Source organism: Tamlana sp. 2_MG-2023 (assembly GCF_030548465.1).
In the GTDB taxonomy this organism is placed as follows: domain Bacteria; phylum Bacteroidota; class Bacteroidia; order Flavobacteriales; family Flavobacteriaceae; genus Pseudotamlana.
Map to the genome: position 1 here is coordinate 256,570 of NZ_JAUOSF010000003.1, position 18,483 is coordinate 275,052.

Annotated in this window: 9 protein-coding genes and 1 pseudogene; 6 read left to right on the plus strand and 4 right to left on the minus strand. The window is 37.1% G+C overall.

Translation table 11 applies throughout. The features are described 5' to 3' along the window. Nucleotides 1-9: 9 nt before the first annotated feature. Nucleotides 10-426 carry a response regulator gene (locus Q4566_RS06530; protein WP_303419810.1) on the minus strand — a complete coding sequence of 139 codons (417 nt, stop codon included), beginning with the start codon at nucleotides 424-426 and terminating at the stop codon, nucleotides 10-12. 241 nt (nucleotides 427-667) lie between these two features. On the opposite strand from Q4566_RS06530, the gene mfd reads away from it, so the two are divergent. The 3 genes from mfd to Q4566_RS06545 all read left to right on the plus strand — a co-directional run bounded on the left by mfd (nucleotide 668) and on the right by Q4566_RS06545 (nucleotide 10,740). Then, nucleotides 668-4,018 carry a transcription-repair coupling factor gene (mfd, locus tag Q4566_RS06535; RefSeq protein WP_303419812.1) on the plus strand — a complete coding sequence of 1,117 codons (3,351 nt, stop codon included), beginning with the start codon at nucleotides 668-670 and terminating at the stop codon, nucleotides 4,016-4,018. A gap of 101 nt (nucleotides 4,019-4,119) precedes the next feature. Then, on the plus strand, nucleotides 4,120-5,451 hold the full coding sequence (locus tag Q4566_RS06540) for a peroxiredoxin (RefSeq protein ID WP_303419814.1): 1,332 nt from the start codon (nucleotides 4,120-4,122) through the stop codon (nucleotides 5,449-5,451). A 114-nt stretch (nucleotides 5,452-5,565) separates the two neighbouring features. After that, nucleotides 5,566-10,740, plus strand: a complete 5,175-nt coding sequence (locus Q4566_RS06545) for a LamG-like jellyroll fold domain-containing protein (RefSeq protein WP_303419816.1) — start codon at nucleotides 5,566-5,568, stop codon at nucleotides 10,738-10,740. Between the two features lie 294 nt (nucleotides 10,741-11,034). Here the strand turns inward: Q4566_RS06545 and Q4566_RS06550 are convergent, their stop codons facing one another. Beyond that, complete coding sequence (locus tag Q4566_RS06550) at nucleotides 11,035-11,394, minus strand: YraN family protein (protein ID WP_216066614.1); 360 nt, start codon at nucleotides 11,392-11,394, stop codon at nucleotides 11,035-11,037. Nucleotides 11,395-11,547: 153 nt separating this feature from the next. Between Q4566_RS06550 and Q4566_RS06555 the strand changes: the two genes are divergently transcribed. The 3 genes and pseudogenes from Q4566_RS06555 to feoB all read left to right on the plus strand — a co-directional run bounded on the left by Q4566_RS06555 (nucleotide 11,548) and on the right by feoB (nucleotide 15,424). Then, a complete protein-coding gene (locus Q4566_RS06555) occupies nucleotides 11,548-12,201 on the plus strand; it encodes a metal-dependent transcriptional regulator (RefSeq protein ID WP_303419819.1) in 654 nt (217 codons plus the stop codon). A gap of 1 nt (nucleotide 12,202) precedes the next feature. Then, a complete protein-coding gene (locus Q4566_RS06560; protein WP_303419821.1) occupies nucleotides 12,203-13,225 on the plus strand; it encodes a metal-dependent transcriptional regulator in 1,023 nt (340 codons plus the stop codon). 3 nt (nucleotides 13,226-13,228) lie between these two features. Next, a pseudogene (gene feoB, locus Q4566_RS06565) lies at nucleotides 13,229-15,424 on the plus strand (ferrous iron transport protein B). 11 nt (nucleotides 15,425-15,435) lie between these two features. Here feoB and Q4566_RS06570 read toward each other — a convergent pair. Both Q4566_RS06570 and Q4566_RS06575 read right to left on the minus strand, forming a co-directional pair. Beyond that, nucleotides 15,436-17,679 carry a TonB-dependent receptor gene (locus Q4566_RS06570; RefSeq protein ID WP_303419823.1) on the minus strand — a complete coding sequence of 748 codons (2,244 nt, stop codon included), beginning with the start codon at nucleotides 17,677-17,679 and terminating at the stop codon, nucleotides 15,436-15,438. Nucleotides 17,680-18,296: 617 nt separating this feature from the next. Then, entirely contained in the window at nucleotides 18,297-18,434 is a 138-nt protein-coding gene (locus Q4566_RS06575) for a FeoB-associated Cys-rich membrane protein (protein WP_303419825.1), read from the minus strand. Nucleotides 18,435-18,483 lie beyond the last annotated feature (49 nt).

Consider the following 18,483-nt stretch of genomic DNA (forward strand, 5'->3'; position numbering starts at 1 on the left):
TGAATTTTTTTATGAGGTTTTACAAGGTATTAAATCTTCAATAATATTATCTAATATTGAGAGGGAAAGTGGTTTGTTAATATAATCTGTTATTTCATTAAGGGTTTGAGATCGTTCTTTATCCTTTGGATTAGAAGATGTTGTTAACATGATAATTTTAATGTCATCAGTAAATTTTGCATCCAGTTCTTTATAAGCTTCAATAAATTCCCAACCATTCATGGCTGGCATGTTAATGTCTAGAAAAATAACATCTGGCTTTAATGCTTTCCCTGCAATGGCTTCTTCTAAATACTCCAAGGCTGCTTTTCCACTATTTAACGAGATGATTTCGCCAAATTTATTATGCTTTTTCACAATCTTTTCATTGTAAAAACTTGTGAACTTATCGTCGTCGATTAATAATGTTGATGTTACAGATTTCATTGGAGGGGTTAATTATTATACAAGGATAATACCTTTTTTTTAAACTATTAACATAATGTTGGGAAGGCTATGCATTTTTTTTGATTTTATCGACCAAATTGATAAAAAGAGCTATTAAGGTTAAACATCATCTCGATAAATGGTGCAAGATTTATATTAAATAATTGATAACTTAGGTTTCCTAAATTTCAGAATAACAATATGCTACTTATATTTGCAATTCAAAATGAAAATATTTTAAGTGAGTAAATCTACCCTCTCTAAAACTTATGCACAGGCTTTGCAAACGCAAAATCTGCAAAATGCTATTGCCCAAACTGAAAGCAAAACACATTTAAAAGGCTTAGTTGGTTCTGCATTATCCTTTGTTGTTTCAAGTGTTTTTAAAGAAGCTAAAAAGCCTTTTTTATTAATATTTGATGATAAGGAAGAAGCCGCACATTATTTAAATGATTTCGAGCAACTTTGTGGAGACAAGGATGTGTTGTTTTATCCTGGAAGCTACCGAAGGCCTTACGATATTGAAGAGACCGATAATGCTAACGTGCTTTTACGTGCCGAGGTTTTAAACCGGATAAACTCACAGAAAAAACCAGCCATTATTGTCACCTATCCCGATGCGCTTTTTGAGCAGGTAGTCACGCGAAAGGAACTGGAACGAAACACCTTGAAAGTTGGCGTTAACGATAATTTATCAATCGATTTTGTTAACGAAGTGTTATTCGAGTATAAGTTTAAACGTGTTGATTTTGTTACCGAACCTGGAGAATTTTCCGTGCGAGGTGGTATCGTAGATGTCTTTTCATTTTCACATGATGAACCTTATCGCATAGAATTTTTTGGAGATGAGGTAGATAGTATCAGAACTTTCGATGTGGAAACCCAACTTTCCATAGAGCAGATTAAAAAAATTAATATTATTCCGAATGTTGCGAATAAATTAATGCAAGAAAGCAGGCAAAGCTTCTTAAAATATGTGGCACAGAAAACCGTAGTAGGTATAAAAAATGCTGATTTACTATTTTCCAGGATAGATGATTTTTATGGAAAAGCTGAAGAAGCCTTCAAGACGCTTTCTGAAGATATAAAACACGCCAAGCCAGAGGCTTTATTTTGCGATTCTAAATTACTAAAACGTCAACTTTTAGATTTTTCTATTATTGAATTTGGTAATTCCTTTGTCATGTCAACCAATTCGAAACCGTATACGACTATCGATTTTGAAACGACGCCACAGCCTTCTTTTAATAAACAATTCAATTTATTAATTGAAGACTTAAACATTAAGCATAATAAGGGATACGCCAATTATATTGCCTGTGTGAGCGAACAACAAGCCAGACGTTTTCATGATATTTTTGATGATGCTGAAGAAGAAGTCGCCTATCAAACCATTGTGTTGTCCTTGCATCAAGGGTTTGTTGATCATGATACTAAAATAGTGTGTTATACCGATCATCAAATTTTTGAACGCTATCATAAATTTCAGCTTAAAAATGGCTATGCTAAAAAGCAGGCGATTACTTTAAAAGAGCTTACAAATCTTGATATTGGCGATTATGTAACGCATATCGATCATGGGATTGGACGTTTTGGCGGACTTCAAAAAATAGATGTTGAAGGTAAAAAACAGGAAGCGATTAAGTTGGTGTATGGCGAGCGTGATGTGCTTTATTTAAGCATTCACTCGCTTCATAAAATCACTAAATTTAACGGAAAAGATGGTAAAGCGCCTAAGATTTATAAATTAGGAAGTACCGCTTGGAAAACCTTAAAGCAGAAAACCAAAGCGCGTGTAAAACATGTCGCTTTCAACTTAATAAAACTTTACGCGAAACGCAAAACCGAAAAAGGCTATCAATATAGACCCGATAGTTCCATGCAGCATGAGTTGGAAGCTTCTTTTATCTACGAAGATACGCCTGACCAAAGTACGGCAACGGCCGATATTAAATTAGACATGGAAAGCGAACGCCCAATGGATCGCTTAGTTTGTGGTGATGTGGGGTTTGGTAAAACCGAGGTGGCTATACGTGCCGCCTTCAAAGCGGTAGATAACGGTAAACAAGTGGCAGTATTGGTGCCAACAACCATTTTGGCATACCAACATTCACGAACTTTTAAACAACGTCTACGAGATTTTCCAGTTACTGTCGATTATGTGAACCGATTTAGAACCGCTAAAGAAAAGCGTGAAACCCTTGAAAATCTTGAGCAAGGGAAAGTCGATATCATTATCGGAACCCATCAATTGGTAAACAAAAATGTAAAGTTTAAAGATTTAGGATTGCTTATTGTTGATGAAGAACAGAAGTTTGGAGTTGCTGTAAAAGAGAAGTTAAAAACCCTAAAAGATAACGTGGATGTGTTAACTTTAACCGCGACACCTATTCCTAGAACGCTTCAATTTAGTCTTATGGCTGCCCGAGATTTGTCGGTTATAACAACGCCGCCACCAAATCGATATCCCATAGAAAGTCACGTGATTCGTTTTGCAGAAGAAACCATTAGAGATGCCGTGAGTTATGAAATTGAGCGTGGCGGACAAATATTCTTCATTCATAATCGTATTGAAAATATTAAAGAAGTCGCTGGTATGATTCAGCGTTTGGTGCCCGATGCTAAAATTGCTGTGGGTCATGGTCAAATGGAAGGTAAAAAATTGGAATCGCTCATGTTAGCCTTTATGGATGGTGCTTTTGATGTTTTGGTAAGTACTACCATTATTGAAAGTGGTTTAGATGTGCCAAATGCGAATACCATTTTTATAAACAATGCCAATAATTTTGGACTAAGTGATTTACACCAAATGCGTGGTCGTGTGGGGCGTAGTAATAAAAAGGCCTTTTGTTATTTTATAACTCCTGAATATTCGGCAATGACCGATGATGCTCGTAAACGTATCACAGCTTTAGAACAGTTTACAGAATTGGGAAGTGGGTTCAATATTGCTATGAAGGATCTTGAAATTCGTGGTGCTGGTGATTTGTTAGGCGGCGAACAAAGTGGGTTTATGAACGATATTGGTTTCGACACCTATCAGAAAATCTTAAACGAAGCTATTGAAGAACTTAAAGAAAATGAATTTAAGGATTTATACGATGAACCTGAAGAAGATAAAATCTATGTAAAAGATGTTACTATCGACACCGATTTTTCACTGCTTTTTCCGGATGATTATGTGAATAATATTGCTGAACGATTAAATTTATATACACAGCTAAATAATTTAAAATCAGAGGATGAATTGCATATCTTTGAGAAGGATTTAATTGATCGATTTGGTGAGTTACCAACGCAGGTTGTCGATCTATTAAACAGTGTTAAAATAAAATGGTTGGCGACTAAAATTGGCTTTGAAAAAGTCATTATGAAACAAGGGAAGCTTATCGGTTATTTTATCAACGATCAACAAAGTCGATTTTATCAGAGTCCGAGTTTTACTAAAGTACTCATGTTTGTGCAAACACATCCTAATGCTTGTAAGATGAAGGAAAAACAAACCCGAAATGGTTTGCGTTTAATGATAACGTTCGACAAAATTAAAACGGTAAAACAAGCCTTAGAGGCGCTAAAGCCTATTGTGGAATGATAGTTGTTTTTAAAACAATCTTCCCCTTTAAGGCCTAAACAAGATAAATTTGAATTAAACGTCCTTAAAAAGGAGAAAACCCAATAAATACGATTATCACTTTGAAATCATTACTTTTTTTATCCCTCATTTTTCCCTCAGTACTTTTAGGTCAGCATACCATAAAAGGTGTTTTTACACCAGCAGCCGATTATAATATTGCCCTGCTGTACAAAGTAACACCCACGATTTCTGAATATGTGACCAGCGAAGAAATTCAAAAAGATGGCAGTTTCAAGTTTCAGTTAGATTCTACAGCCACTAAAGGTATGTATCGTTTGGTGTATGCAGTACCTCAAGAAGATTATAATTTTGATATCATTTATAATAACAAAGAAGATATTGAGCTTAAATTTAATTCGGAAACAGGTGTGAAATTCCTAAAATCGAACGAAAATAAATTGTTAGCATCATATCATAATAGTATGGCTATGGTGATTCATAGCGTTACAAATTATTACACGAGTAAATCTAAAGATACCACCGCATTAAACGCTATTTTTAAAACACAAAGAGAGACGCAGTTGAGTTTTGAAAAAGCGGCTAAAAACACCATTGCTCTTCAGTTTATCAAGGCTAATAAACCTTTTGTGCCAACTAAGGCGTTAACAGCGAAAAACTACATTGCTAAACTAAAAACTCATTATTTTGATTACGTCGATTTTAAAAATCCAACGCTACAGAGTTCTAGTTTTCTTGAGGAAAAAATGCTGAGTTATGTTTTTGGTATGACTTCTAATGATTTAGATGAAGTTGAAAATTACAAAGCAAATATTGATGCTTTATGTAAAGCGATGCAAGATGCCCCAAATGAAATTAAACGTATGCTTTTATTTGATTTGTGGCAGGAAATGGTCGATTTAAAACAAGAGGCTGTAGCTAATTATATTTCTGAAACTTATTTAATAGCCATCGCTACGGTGTTGAAAGATGAAGAATTAATAAAAGCTTTAAAATTATATAGAAACATTTCCAACGGAAATAAAGCGCCAAATTTCACGATAACTGTTGGTGAAAAGGATAAGAAAATCAGTACAAAATTAAGTGAATTAACTGGAGCTGAAAATTATGTTATTGTATTCTGGAGCAGTTCATGTTCGCATTGCTTAGATGAAATTCCGCAGTTAAAATCTTTTACAAATGAACTAGAAAAAGGCAAGCTAAAAGTGATTGCCATTGGTTTAGAGGACGGAGCCGATCTAGAAAATTGGAAAAAGGTGATTAAAGATTACCCAGAGTTTATTCATATTTACGGCAAAGGTAAATGGGAGAACACCATTGGAAATGCTTATGGTGTTGTTAGTACCCCAACTTATTTTGTTTTAGATAAAAATAAAGTGATTGTTGATAAACCAGATCATATTGAAGATTTGATAGACTTTTTTAACCAATAGTCTAGTTTAATTCTAGGGTGTAAATTTTTTTTGTATTTTGCTTTTTCAGATATTTGTAAGTAATAATTACAGCCAGTATCTACAACTAACTACAGCCTTAAAAATTGCTATATCATGAAATTAATTTCATACCCCTTAACCTATTGTTGTTCGGTTTTCATTTTTTTATTTTCTCTACAGTTGTTTGCACAGACTGTAATCGACTATACAAGTGTCAATTCATTTACCGTGCCTGGAGGAGTAACTTCTATTACTGTGGAGGCTTGGGGTGGCGGTGGTGCCGGAGCAAATACTTTAAATGCTTCAGAATGCGGAGCAGGCGGCGGAGGCGGTGCTTATGTCCATAGTACTTTATCTGTTACTCCTGGAGAAGTCTATGATATTATTGTAGGAGCAGGAGGGGAAGGAAACATGGGTTTAAGTGGAACGGCGAGAGATGGTGGCGATTCAACCTTTGGTTTAGAGCCAGTTTTTGGTTCAGGTAGTACTGTAGAGGTAAAAGCAGAAGGTGGAAAAGGAGCTATTCAAGGAAATTTCAATTCATTTGGTGCAGGTGGAACTATAGGTGGTTCCATCGGAGATTATAAGTCACAAGGAGGAAATGGAGGTAAAGGAGGTAACGCCACTGCTTCCTTGGATTATCGTTCTGCTGCTGGTGGTGGCGCAGCCGGACCAGATGGTGATGGTTTTTCAGGAGGTGATGCCAGGGATGGAAATAATCCTGGTGGCGTTCCAAATAATAATGTTGCCGGGACATCAAGTGGAGCAGGAGGTTTTGGAGTAGATCCTAAGGGGGATAGTGGAGCAGGTAGCTTAGGTAACTACGGAACAGTATACGGTGGTGGTGGTGCAGGAGCTGCTGGAACAAATCAAGATGGTGGTAACGGCGCTAATGGTTTAGTGCGTATTACGATACCACCACAAGAAATAGAGGTAACTGGTTTAGGTGTTGTCATACCTCCAAATAATACGCCATCTACCGCTGATAATACCGACTTTAAAAGTGTGCAAGTTACTTCGCAAACAACGACTAGAACTTTTACGATTTCTAATGTAGGTGGTGAAGACTTGGTTTTAGGGAGTATTTCTCTACAAACAGGAACCGATTTTACTATTCAAACCAATCAGGAAAATGTGACAATTCCTGCTGGAGGAGCTTCTGTAGATGTTGTGATTGCTTTTAATACCAATAGCGTAGGTGTTAAAACAGATGTATTGACCATAAACTCTAATGATCCAAATACGGCAGCTTATGTTATTAACATTCAAGGGCAAGGAAAACATATCTTTTTTGATAGTGATAATGATGGCGTTTATGACGATGTCGATTTAGACGACGATAATGATGGTATTCGTGATGTTGATGAGCAAGCGGGTTGCGCGACCTCTATAGGGGCAACTTTAACAAGTTATAAGTTGTTAAACGAAACTTTTGGCGCCGGGCCAGATCGATCGCCTACGCTTAGTAATTTGTATGATGCCACTACCACTTATAGACAGGAGAATGGTACAAATCCTCCTGCTGGTGGTAATTTCGATTTTTCCGATGGTGAATACACCGTGAATTGGCGTTTAAGTGTGGATGCAACTGATCCGGGTACGGGTACGGCATGGCATACCAGAGGAGATATCGCAAGTTATGCCTGGAAAGCATGGGGTCAAATTAATGACCATACTGGAGATACAAATGGTAAAATGGCAATATTTAATGCGGATGTTAGTCCTGGAGTATTTTATCAAACAGAAGTAACAGGTATTATTCCTGGAGTGGAAGTGGAATATAGTTTTTGGGTTATTAACCTTGATAGAAAGGATGATGTTTATACAAGTCTTGGGCTAGCCATACCAGCAGACGGACATAGACTTAGGCCTGAAATAAAAGTTGAAATACTTGCACTAGATGGAACTACCCTAATAAAAACATTGCATACTGGGGAAATTACACGATGTAATGACAATTTAACCCCAGGGGATGCGGGATACAACCAATGTGATGAATCTGTTTGGAAAAATTTCACACAAACCTTTACTACAACAGAGAATGCATTTATAGTAAGATTTACAAACGAAGGTCCTGGTGGAGCTGGAAACGATTTAGCCCTTGACGATATTGAAGTAGTACAGTCCCTTTGCGATAGAGATGGCGATGGAGTTGCCGATATGTTCGATTTAGATAGCGATAACGATGGTATTCCAGATGCGGTTGAAGTGGGATTAGAAGCCAGTACAACCGCTGGAACTGGGGTTTTGGTGGGTGCCGTAGATGCAAACGGGCTAAAACCTAACGTGCTTGCACAAGGTGCTACTTTGGTAGATACCGACGGCGATTTAGTTCCCGATTACCTAGATTTAGATAGCGATAACGATGGTATTTACGATGTCGATGAATTTGGAGGCGGAAATATTAATAACGCTAATTTCCAAAATGGCGATGGCGATATTACAGGTAATGGTGTTGGGGATGGTCCCGAATCGGAAACCTTTAGAGAACGTGATGTTGATGGTGATGGTGTTGCTGATGCTGTAGGTTTTGGCGATGGTATTTTAGATATTTTTGATTTTAATACCGGAGCCGATTATACAGCCTATGGAAATACAGGACAGGAACTGGCTACTACGATGCCAAACTATCAAGACCCTATGTCTGACGGTTCAACTCTAGATTACACCCAACTAGATATTTTAGACCCTAATCTTTTTGACGCTAATGGCGTACTCAATGATGGTAATGATGCTGATGGCGATGGTGTCATGGATTCCAGAGATGGCGACGATACCGTTTACGGTTCCCCAAGAGACATAGATGGGAGTTATAGTTTGTATTTTGATGGGCGTAATGATTATGTGGATGCTCCACCATTTTTAGATGCAGCTGCCGAAGCTACCTTAATGTGTTGGGCTAAGCCAGAAGCTGGTGGTAAGGCAAATTTTATTATGGGGCAGGATAATATTTATATGGTTTATTACGGTGGCAATAATTATGCTTTATATATAAATCAAACCGAACAAACTAAGATTACTTCAATTGCACCAAAAGTTTGGGTGCATGTGGCATTATCCTATAATAGAAGTGGAGAAACGGTGTTTTATGTAAATGGAGAAGAAGTTGGTAGATCAACTGTCCAAATAAATACCACTGGATTAAATTTCGCCATTGGTAGACATCCAAGAAAACCAGATCTCGAATATTTCCTTGGTGAAATCGATGAAGTTCGTGTATTTGACAAAGCCCTTTCCCAAGAAACTATAAAGCGTATGATTCATCAAGAATTGGATGACACTAACTTTAGTCAAGGTAAAATTATTCCTAGAGAAATTGAGCCAAATTTAGCATCTCGTTTAGTGCGTTATTATAGAATGGATAACTACCTGGACGATCAATTAATAGATTTAACTGGAAATGACGACGCCACCATTTACAATGTAAAAGACATTCTGCATCAAACGGCTCCTATGCCTTATGTGACACTAAAGACAGGGACTTGGACTACGGAAAATGTTTGGGAACATGGAGATGTTTGGGATATTACGACAAAGCAAAACAACCCAGATGACGCGTCTATTATACATGTGAAACATAATTTGGTGATAAATGGAACTTACGATACCCAAGGGACGGTTGGTATTTTAATGGATCTCGGAACAAAAATAAGAGTGGATGGAGATAAAGGTCTTTATAATTCCTGGTATATAAAACTAGACGGAAAAATTGATTTGCAAGGTGAATCCCAACTTATACAAACAACCGACAGTGAATTGGATGTTGCTAGTGCCGGTTCTTTAGAGAGGGACCAACAGGGCACAGATAACAAGTATAGTTATAACTATTGGTCATCTCCGGTAAACTCTGATCATACTAGTAATCCCACCAACCCAACTTATACCGTGGCTAGTGTTTTAAAAGATCCTACAGATCCAACAAATGCTATAGATTTTGTAGGTGGTTATGATGGAAATGATACAGCTACTCCATTACAAATTGCCGATTACTGGATAAATATTTATTCTAACAAAATTAATAATAACTATTGGCAATGGCAGCGTATTTTTAGTACAGGTATTATAAAATCAGGTGAGGGCTATACTATGAAAGGTCCTGGGACTGGCGCGGTTACCGATGAACAAAACTATGTTTTTGAAGGCATGCCTAACAACGGTACTATCAAGTTAGATATAACGGCAGGAAACGAATATTTAATAGGAAACCCGTATTCTTCTGCTATCGATGCACATGCATTTATTAATGACAATCCAGATGTTATCACAGGTAGTTTATATTACTGGGAACATACGGGGGGTAATTCTCACTTTTTAGCAGATTATGAAGGGGGCTATGCCACCTATAGTCTGTCCGGAGCTACAGGCAGTGTTAGTCAAACGGCTCCAAGTTTACCACCAAGTATTGGTGCTTTCAATTCTTCTGCAACACCAGGCCAATTCATTCCTGTGGCACAAGGTTTTTTCGTTGAAGCAGACCAAGGCGGTGAAATTACCTTTCAAAACTCACAACGTGTATTTGAAAAGGAAAATGGAGGAAACTCTATTTTTATAAAAGAAAGCAGTACAAAAACTTCAAAAACCACAAATACGAAAACTGGTGATACCCGACCTAAAATCAGATTAAAATACAATTCACCACTAGGTTACCAAAGGCAGTTACTAGCTACCGTAGATACCAGCGCAACTAAAAATATTGACTGGGGCTACGATGCTAGACTGATTGAAGAGGTTCCAGAAGACATGTCTTGGGAAATAGAAAACGATAAATACATCATTCAGGGTATAGACAAAATTGACGCTGCGACCATTTTACCGCTTATTGTTAAAACCAGAAACAAAGCCAGTGACCATGGTGGTATTGTAACCTTTAGCATTGATTCGTTAGAAAATGATTCACAAAATTACGAAGTGTATCTAAAAGATTATGATACCTACCACGATTTAAAACAGGCTCCTTATGATGCTACGGTTGGTAAAGGAGAGACTATTGGGCGTTTCGCTCTTGCTTTTTCAGATCAAACTTTAGACATAGAAGACGAAAGCAATAAACTAGGGGTGCAGTTGTTTTATCATTCACAAAACAACAACATCATCATCAACAACCCTAGAAACACCAACATAGGTAGTTTATCTGCAGTAAACACCTTAGGTCAGATAGTGTATAGACAACAGTTAAACAGCACACAGAATCGTATAGAAATTCCGGTGCAATTAGCTAATGGCTTATATGTATTCTCTGTTCAAACAGGTAACACTGAAGTTTCTAAAAAAGTGATTGTTGCGGAATAACGTGGAGGTGAATTTTTTATTGACTATTGATTAATCGGTTCACGTGTGACGTTTCACGATTAACCTTTCGTGTGGATTTGAACTTCCCTAAGTTGACCGTTTTTAATTTTTCATTATTAATTGCAGTATTGTTGATGCATTTAACCGTTTATCTGTGTAATCGAGGGCTGAACTACTGAAAACAGATACTCTTGACCTTTGGCTGTTGACTATTGACAATTGCCTAAATTGAAAGAGATTCCTCGTTTCCTTGGAACGACAACTTGAAGCATGAAACCTGAAACTCAAAATCTTTCAAAAATGATAAAAAGCATCCTCTAAATGCTCAATTTGAAAGGTTTTACCTGTTCTCACAATGGCAATGATGTCAAAGCGTACGTCAACATCTAAATCGTTTTTGGTCACATAATGATTAATGGCGTAAACCATGCGCTGAATTTGCTTGGGCTTTACAAAATCTTGAGGATTTCCAAATTCGACTGTAGAACGTGTTTTAACTTCAACAACAGCCAGCGTATCTTTTATTTTAGCGATAATATCAATTTCAGATTTACCAAATCTATAATTGCGTTCAATAATCTCATAGTTGTTTTTTAAGAGGTAATCGACAGCAAGCTGTTCGCCTTTCTCTCCAAGTTTGTTGTGTTCTGCCATGTTATAAATGTAGGAAATTTATTCTAAACATGTTCTTAAGTGAATTATTTGTTCTAGATAGGCTTTATGAGCTACTGGTTTAGTTTTTAGTCTTATCTAAAAATATTTTTAACGCCTATTGAAATTTTGTATATTTGCCTGAATTTTAATGTTATGGTTACACTTTCAGAAGAAAATTATTTAAAGGCAATTTACCATTTAGGGAAACAAGGTCGTGTGGCTGTAAGCACCAACGCAATTGCTGAAAAAATCGACTCCAAGGCATCGTCGGTTACCGATATGATTAAGAAATTGGCTGAGAAGAATCTAGCGAATTATATAAAATATCAAGGGGTTACCTTAACGGAATCAGGGCGATTGGCTGCGGCTTTGGTGATTAGAAAACACCGTCTTTGGGAAGTCTTTTTAGTTGAAAAATTAAACTTCTCTTGGGATGAGGTTCACGATGTGGCAGAACAGTTGGAGCACATAAAATCTCTAAAATTAGTGAATGAACTGGATGCGCTTTTAGGATTTCCTACACACGATCCGCATGGTGATCCCATTCCGGATAAAGATGGGAATTATGCACCAATTAAAAGCGTGAATATTTTAGAAGTAAAACCAGGGAATGAAGGTGTTTTAGCTCAAGTTAAAGATTCATCGGATGTGTTTTTAAGATACTTAAACAAGAATAATTTAGCCCTGGGAGATACGATTAAGGTAATCGATTTTGAACCTTTCGATAATTCCCTAACCATAGAAACCGCATCGCAAAAAATGATTATTTCGAGTGAGGTTGCTAAAAACTTATACATAAGCTTATAATATGAATAACTACAATCCCATATCGGCACTAGTCATTTTCTTTATTATTGTGGGTTTGCTTTATGTTTTTTTTAGACCAGTTAAAGGTTGGTTTTGGCTGCTGAAAAAGAATTTTAGAAGTAATGAAAAGGTAATTATCGAGGATGTTTTAAAGCAGCTTTATCATTTTGAGTATTCAGAAAATAAAGTGGATATGAAAACATTGGTTCAAGTACTCGATTTTAATAACGGCCGTATTGTTGAAGCCATTAAAAAAATGACCATCAACGATTTAATTTACTTTGAATCTGATATTTTAAAACTTACCGAAAAAGGTAGAGATTACGCGCTACGCATCGTTCGTGTACACCGCCTATGGGAACGTTATTTGGCTGATAAAACAGGGTTTCATAAAAATGAATGGCACGACCGCGCGGAATCTATGGAACATAAGTTGTCTCATGATGATGCCGAGGAGCTTTCCGCACAATTGGGTAATCCTAAATTTGACCCGCATGGTGACCCAATTCCAACCAGAACAGGGAAAATGGCGCAAGTTAACGGTGTGGAATTACCGCGTTTAGCTGTTGGAGCCGTGGGTAGAATTACACATATTGAAGATGAGCCAGATATTATTTATAAGCAAATTTTAGCTGAAAACATTCATATAGGATCCTTGCTTAAAGTCATTGAAAATAATTCGACACGTATTGTTTTTCGTTCTGAAGGTGAAGAATTTAAATTGGCGCCTATTGTAGCCGCCAATCTTACGGTTGCAGTCATTGAGAAGGAAATCGTTATTGAAGATAATATTGCTAGACTTTCAAGCCTAACAGAACATGAAACCGCAAAAATTATTGGAATTTCAAGAGAAAGTAGAGGCGAAAGCAGAAGAAGGTTATTAGATCTTGGTTTTGTGAAAGGGTCTACCGTTAGTATCGATTTGGTGAACCCGCTGGGGCAGCCAAACGCTTACTTAATTAAAGGAACTTCTATTGCTTTACGGAATGATCAAGCGGCAAAAATCCTAATTAAAAAAGATTAAACTATGGAAACGAAAGTAAATACAGCTTGCGAAACCTGTTCTCATTTTAATAAAGAGGGTTTAAAGAAATTAGGGATTCAAACCGACAATTTTGATTTTGTTGTGGCTTTAGCGGGAAATCCGAATACAGGAAAAAGTACTGTTTTCAATGCTTTAACAGGCTTAAGACAACATACTGGAAACTGGCCAGGGAAAACGGTAATGCGTGCTGAAGGTGGATTTGAATACAACACCGATAAATATAAGTTGGTGGATCTTCCGGGGACGTATTCACTGCTATCAACTTCAGAAGATGAAGCTACAGCACGTGATTTTATTCTCTTCGGAAAACCTGATGTGACCATTATAGTGGTTGATGCTAATAGATTGGAGCGTAACTTAAACCTCGTGCTTCAAATTTTAGAAATTACCGATAAAGCCGTTCTGTGTTTAAACTTAATGGACGAAGCCAAACGAAATAAAGTTGAAATTGATGTGCGTACGCTTTCCAAAGATTTAGGAATTCCAGTAGTGCCTGCAAGTGCGCGATTCAACCAAGGGATTCCAGAATTGATTCAAACGGTGAGTGAAATTGCAAGCGGACAAATAGTTTGTAAGCCGCATCGTATTAAAAATGTGCCGGAAAACATTGAAAAAGCCGTTAAAACCTTAACTGCCGAAATTGAAAAAGAGTTTCCAAACATTCCAAACAGCCGTTGGATTGCTTTTCGTTTGTTAGAAGGGGATAAAGAAATTATTAAAGCTTTAAAATCAGGAGAATTTGTTTAATGCTGAAAGCTTATGAAAGAGAATAACATTGAAAATATAATAGAGTTATCAAATGAATTACGTTGGCAAATTGGCGACGAATTTCACGATAATCTTACCGAAGGTATTTATGCCGATGCTGCCGATATTGTTAAGGATACCGTTAAAACAAGCGATTCTGAAAAACGATTTCGATTAGATGCTAAAATCGATAAAATTGTAACGAGTAAATATTTCGGTTTTCCTATTATGTTTTTAATACTTGGAACGGTGCTTTGGCTTACTATTATTGGAGCAAATTATCCCTCATCCTTGTTAGCTACTTTATTTTTAGATACCATTCACCCTTTATTACAAAGTGGTGCCGAAAGCATTAACATGCCTTGGTGGCTTGCTGGGTTTCTAATTGATGGCGTTTATTTAGCTGTGGCTTGGGTAATCGCGGTGATGTTGCCGCCTATGGCTATATTTTTCCCCATGTTTACGCTTCTAGAAGATTTTGGTTATCTACCACGAGTGGCTTTTAATTTAGATGCCTTGTTTAATAAATCTGGAGCGCATGGTAAGCAGGCTTTAACCATGAGCATGGGTTTTGGTTGCAATGCAGCAGGTGTTGTGGCTACGCGTATTATTGATAGCCCTAGAGAACGATTAATTGCGATTATTACTAATAATTTTTCTTTGTGTAATGGGCGTTGGCCGACACAGATTTTAATAGCCACCATTTTTATTGGTGCTGTAGTTCCAGAATCGATGTCTAGTTTTGCCTCTTTATTAGCAGTGATTGGAATAGCTGTTTTAGGCATGGCCTTTATGTTTGGCGTATCGTGGGCCTTATCTAAAACTGTTTTAAAAGGTGAAGTATCTACCTTTAATTTAGAATTACCGCCGTACAGACCGCCACGTTTTTGGAAAACCATATACACCTCTTTAATTGATAGAACCTTAATTGTTTTATGGCGTGCTATTGTTTTTGCAGCCCCTGCTGGTGCTGTCATTTGGCTAATTTCTAATCTTCATATAGGTGATGAAACCATTGCCGCTTGGTTAATAAATAGTATGGATGGCTTCGGATTTCTTATAGGGTTAAACGGCGTGATTTTACTTGCTTATATTGTAGCGATTCCAGCTAATGAGATTGTTATTCCGACCATTTTAATGTTAACGGTTATGGTAACAGGTATTGGTGGAGGTGCAGGAGCTGGTGTGATGTTTGAGTTAGATTCTATTAATGCTACGGGTGATATTTTGAAAGCTGGAGGGTGGACACTCCTAACGGCAATTAACTTGATGCTTTTTAGTTTACTACACAACCCATGTAGTACTACAATTTATACCATTTACAAAGAAACTAATAGTGCTAAATGGACTGCGGTGGCTTCTATTATGCCGGTTATTTTAGGATTTATAGTGTGCTTTTTAGTGGCTCAATTTTGGAGACTTATCTTTTAGATGAAGCGTAATTACTTCATGGTATATCTCAATCCTAAAAATAAACGTCTGCCTTGGTTTGGGCCATAAACATAACCCGGATCGAAGGTTAAACCATAAGGGTTATCTGGTGTGACTACCGCATTCCCGTCATTATCAAAAACAACATCCTTATCAAAAGGGTCGTCTGCACGAGCAATAATGAAAGGATTACCATTGTTTGGTGTCCAGTTTAATAGGTTTTTTATGCCTCCGTAAATTTCAAAGTTGTTTAAACCATCAAAAGTGAATTGAATATTTTGAATACTCCATACAGGCGATTCTGGAAGTCTCGGGTCTGTGTCGCTAATGAGAGGTAAACGCATGGGGCCATATAAGTTTCCAGTGTAATCTATCGAAGTGTTATACTTGTAGTTTTTATAAGTCACGCCCCAAGTGGCTGTAAAACTTTCGGTGAGCATTTGTTGCTGTTTTACGCCGTCTTCTGTTTGAGAAACATCTTGAATGGTGCCTCCTGCCATGATTTTAATGCCGTTCGAGAGCATGGTGTCAATGTTCAAACTCATTCCCTTACTTACTGCTTTTCCGTTTAAATTATCATATATGATTTGATTCGGATTTGTGTCATAATCGGGAGCAATTAAATTACTAAAATAGGTGTACCACGCCGAAGCGTCTAGCGTAAACATGTGTCCGTTTTTAGTGTACAGTTTGGTTAAATAATTGAGGTTAACATTAATGGATTGCTCTGGTTTTAATTCTTCAGTAATAATAACATCTCTAGAGCCTGTAAGTGCGGCGTGTTCTTCAGTAAAAAGGTTTACTACACGAAAGCCTGTTCCTGCATTGAGCCTTAAAATATTATGTTCAGAAGGTTTGAACCTGTAAGCGATTCGTGGTGTGAAAATATTACCGTGACGTTTGTCGTAATCGTAACGCGCTCCTAATAATACATTGTTTTTAGCATTCAGTTTAATTTCATCTTGAACGAATAATGATGGGATAACGATTTCATCAGCCGTTGAAGTGGCAGGCGTGCTATCATCATAATAATTATATCGAGCAGCCATACCGAATAGTAAATCATGGTTTTTTAGCTGTTTATCCCAAGTAAGCTGTGTGAATCCGATACGTTGTGTGGCTAAATAAGGGGTGTTTCCGTAAACGGAATTTTGGTTATGATCGGTATACGAAAACTGAAGCATCATGCTTTCATCTACGGGTAATTGGTAATTTCCGAGTAATTCGTAGCGTGAGGTGTAAATGCTTTCGCCGTAAACTTCATCGCCACCACGGTAGGAGGGATTCCATTGCATTTCTCCGCCCCAACGGTCTTCATAGAAAAAACGTCCCGCTACAGAGAAAACGCGGTTTTCTTTACGTTTGAAATTCCACTTTTGAAATATGGAAACGCGATCTTGAAGGGTTAAATCTGTAAAATTATCGTTGTTATTATCAATAGGGTTACTGTAATTAAAATAGTTGATGCCTGTAAGCACATCAGCTGTATGGCCTATTCTGGCCTTAAAACCTGCATCTAAATTCCACTCACCCCAACCCGAAACAAAAGTATCGGCAAATGCTAGGGGAGCGTTTTCAGGTAGTTTGGTAATGATGTTAATGAGGCCGCCAACGGCTTCACTTCCGTAAAGGGAAGAAGCAGGGCCTTTGATAATTTCTACTTGTTCGATTAATGAATTTGGGATTCCTGATAGTCCATAAACGGTAGATAACCCGCTTACAATAGGCATGCCGTCAATCAAAACCAAAGTATATGGTCCTTCAAGGCCGTTGATGTGAATATCACCTGTGTTACAAACACTGCAGTTTATTTGAGGGCGTACGCCGTTTACATTTTGTAAGGCTTCAAATATACTTGGGGTTGGGTTTTTCTTTAAGAAAGTGGGCGTGTAAACTTCAACAGGCACCGGGCTTTCAAGCCTAGAAACGGCTTTTAAAGTACCGGTAACAACCACTTCATCTAGCATAGCAGAATCTTGCAAATTGAAATTTAGAACCACATCGTTATTAGACATCTTGATGTTTTTTGTTTGTGGTTCAAAACCAGTGTAGGATGCTATGATGGTATAATTTCCTGTGGCGATATTTTTTAGGGTATAGCTGCCGTCTTCGTTAGTTGTGGTACCCGTAGAGGTTCCTTTTATGTAAACATTGGCATAGGCTAAGGGCATGCCGTCAAATAAAACGCGCCCTGTAATGTCTTGGGCGTTTAAGGTAATTGAAGTTAAGCTTAAAAATATTATTAGATATTTCATTAAAATTAATTTACGCAAATATAAATAATAATTTAGACGAACCTAAAAGTGTTTATACTAAATTAAATGCATTGATTTTGTGTGTTTTAATAAAAGATCTTTCAGGTTTTAAAAAATCTGAAGCGTTTATAAAATATTTCTATCTGGGAAAAATCGAAACGTGGTGTCTTAGTTATCAATACAACTTAGTGAACCACATTAAATAATGGCGAGATTGTCCAAAAGATATTAAATTACTACATACGTATGTATAGTCAATCATTATGAGCGTCGGTATCAAGACGCTGCAAGCTTCACTTTTTCAGACGGCACATGGAATCGTTCTCGTGTAAAAACCGAAAACCCTGTGAAAAATAAATATTCACAGGGTTTTACTATATATAATGATCTACTTGGGCATGTTTAAGTTTTCACAAGATGTTTGAGTAAAAGATTAACCGCTGTAGGTAACCACACCTACAGCAGCTTTATTAATCTTTAAAAACCAAACTAAACTAACTTTATGAAAAAATGTAATCTGTTATAATTACACTACAAATTTACGTCGGGTTTAGAGGTTTTATGGCGACATGCCATGTCGTAAGGTGTTTTTGATTTCGGAAAATGAGGTTTTTTAACTAATGACAGCCACAGCCATCATCGCCACCACATGATTTTTTAGATTTCTTTTTTTTCCAGATGAATTTTCTAGCTAAAAAAGCAATAGCTAATACAACCGCAGTAAAAACGAGTATGTTTTGAATGATGGTATTCATTTTTTTTAGTTAATTAATTTAAATCGGTAAGTCAGGTTGAGCGTAGTCG

Coding starts and splice junctions, on each gene's coding strand:
- Q4566_RS06530 (WP_303419810.1), bottom strand. CDS start 426: ATGAAATCTGTAACATCAACATTATTAATCGACGACGATAAGTTCACA.
- Q4566_RS06545 (WP_303419816.1), top strand. CDS start 5,566: ATGAAATTAATTTCATACCCCTTAACCTATTGTTGTTCGGTTTTCATT.
- Q4566_RS06550 (WP_216066614.1), bottom strand. CDS start 11,394: ATGGCAGAACACAACAAACTTGGAGAGAAAGGCGAACAGCTTGCTGTC.
- Q4566_RS06555 (WP_303419819.1), top strand. CDS start 11,548: ATGGTTACACTTTCAGAAGAAAATTATTTAAAGGCAATTTACCATTTA.
- Q4566_RS06560 (WP_303419821.1), top strand. CDS start 12,203: ATGAATAACTACAATCCCATATCGGCACTAGTCATTTTCTTTATTATT.
- Q4566_RS06570 (WP_303419823.1), bottom strand. CDS start 17,679: ATGAAATATCTAATAATATTTTTAAGCTTAACTTCAATTACCTTAAAC.
- Q4566_RS06575 (WP_303419825.1), bottom strand. CDS start 18,434: ATGAATACCATCATTCAAAACATACTCGTTTTTACTGCGGTTGTATTA.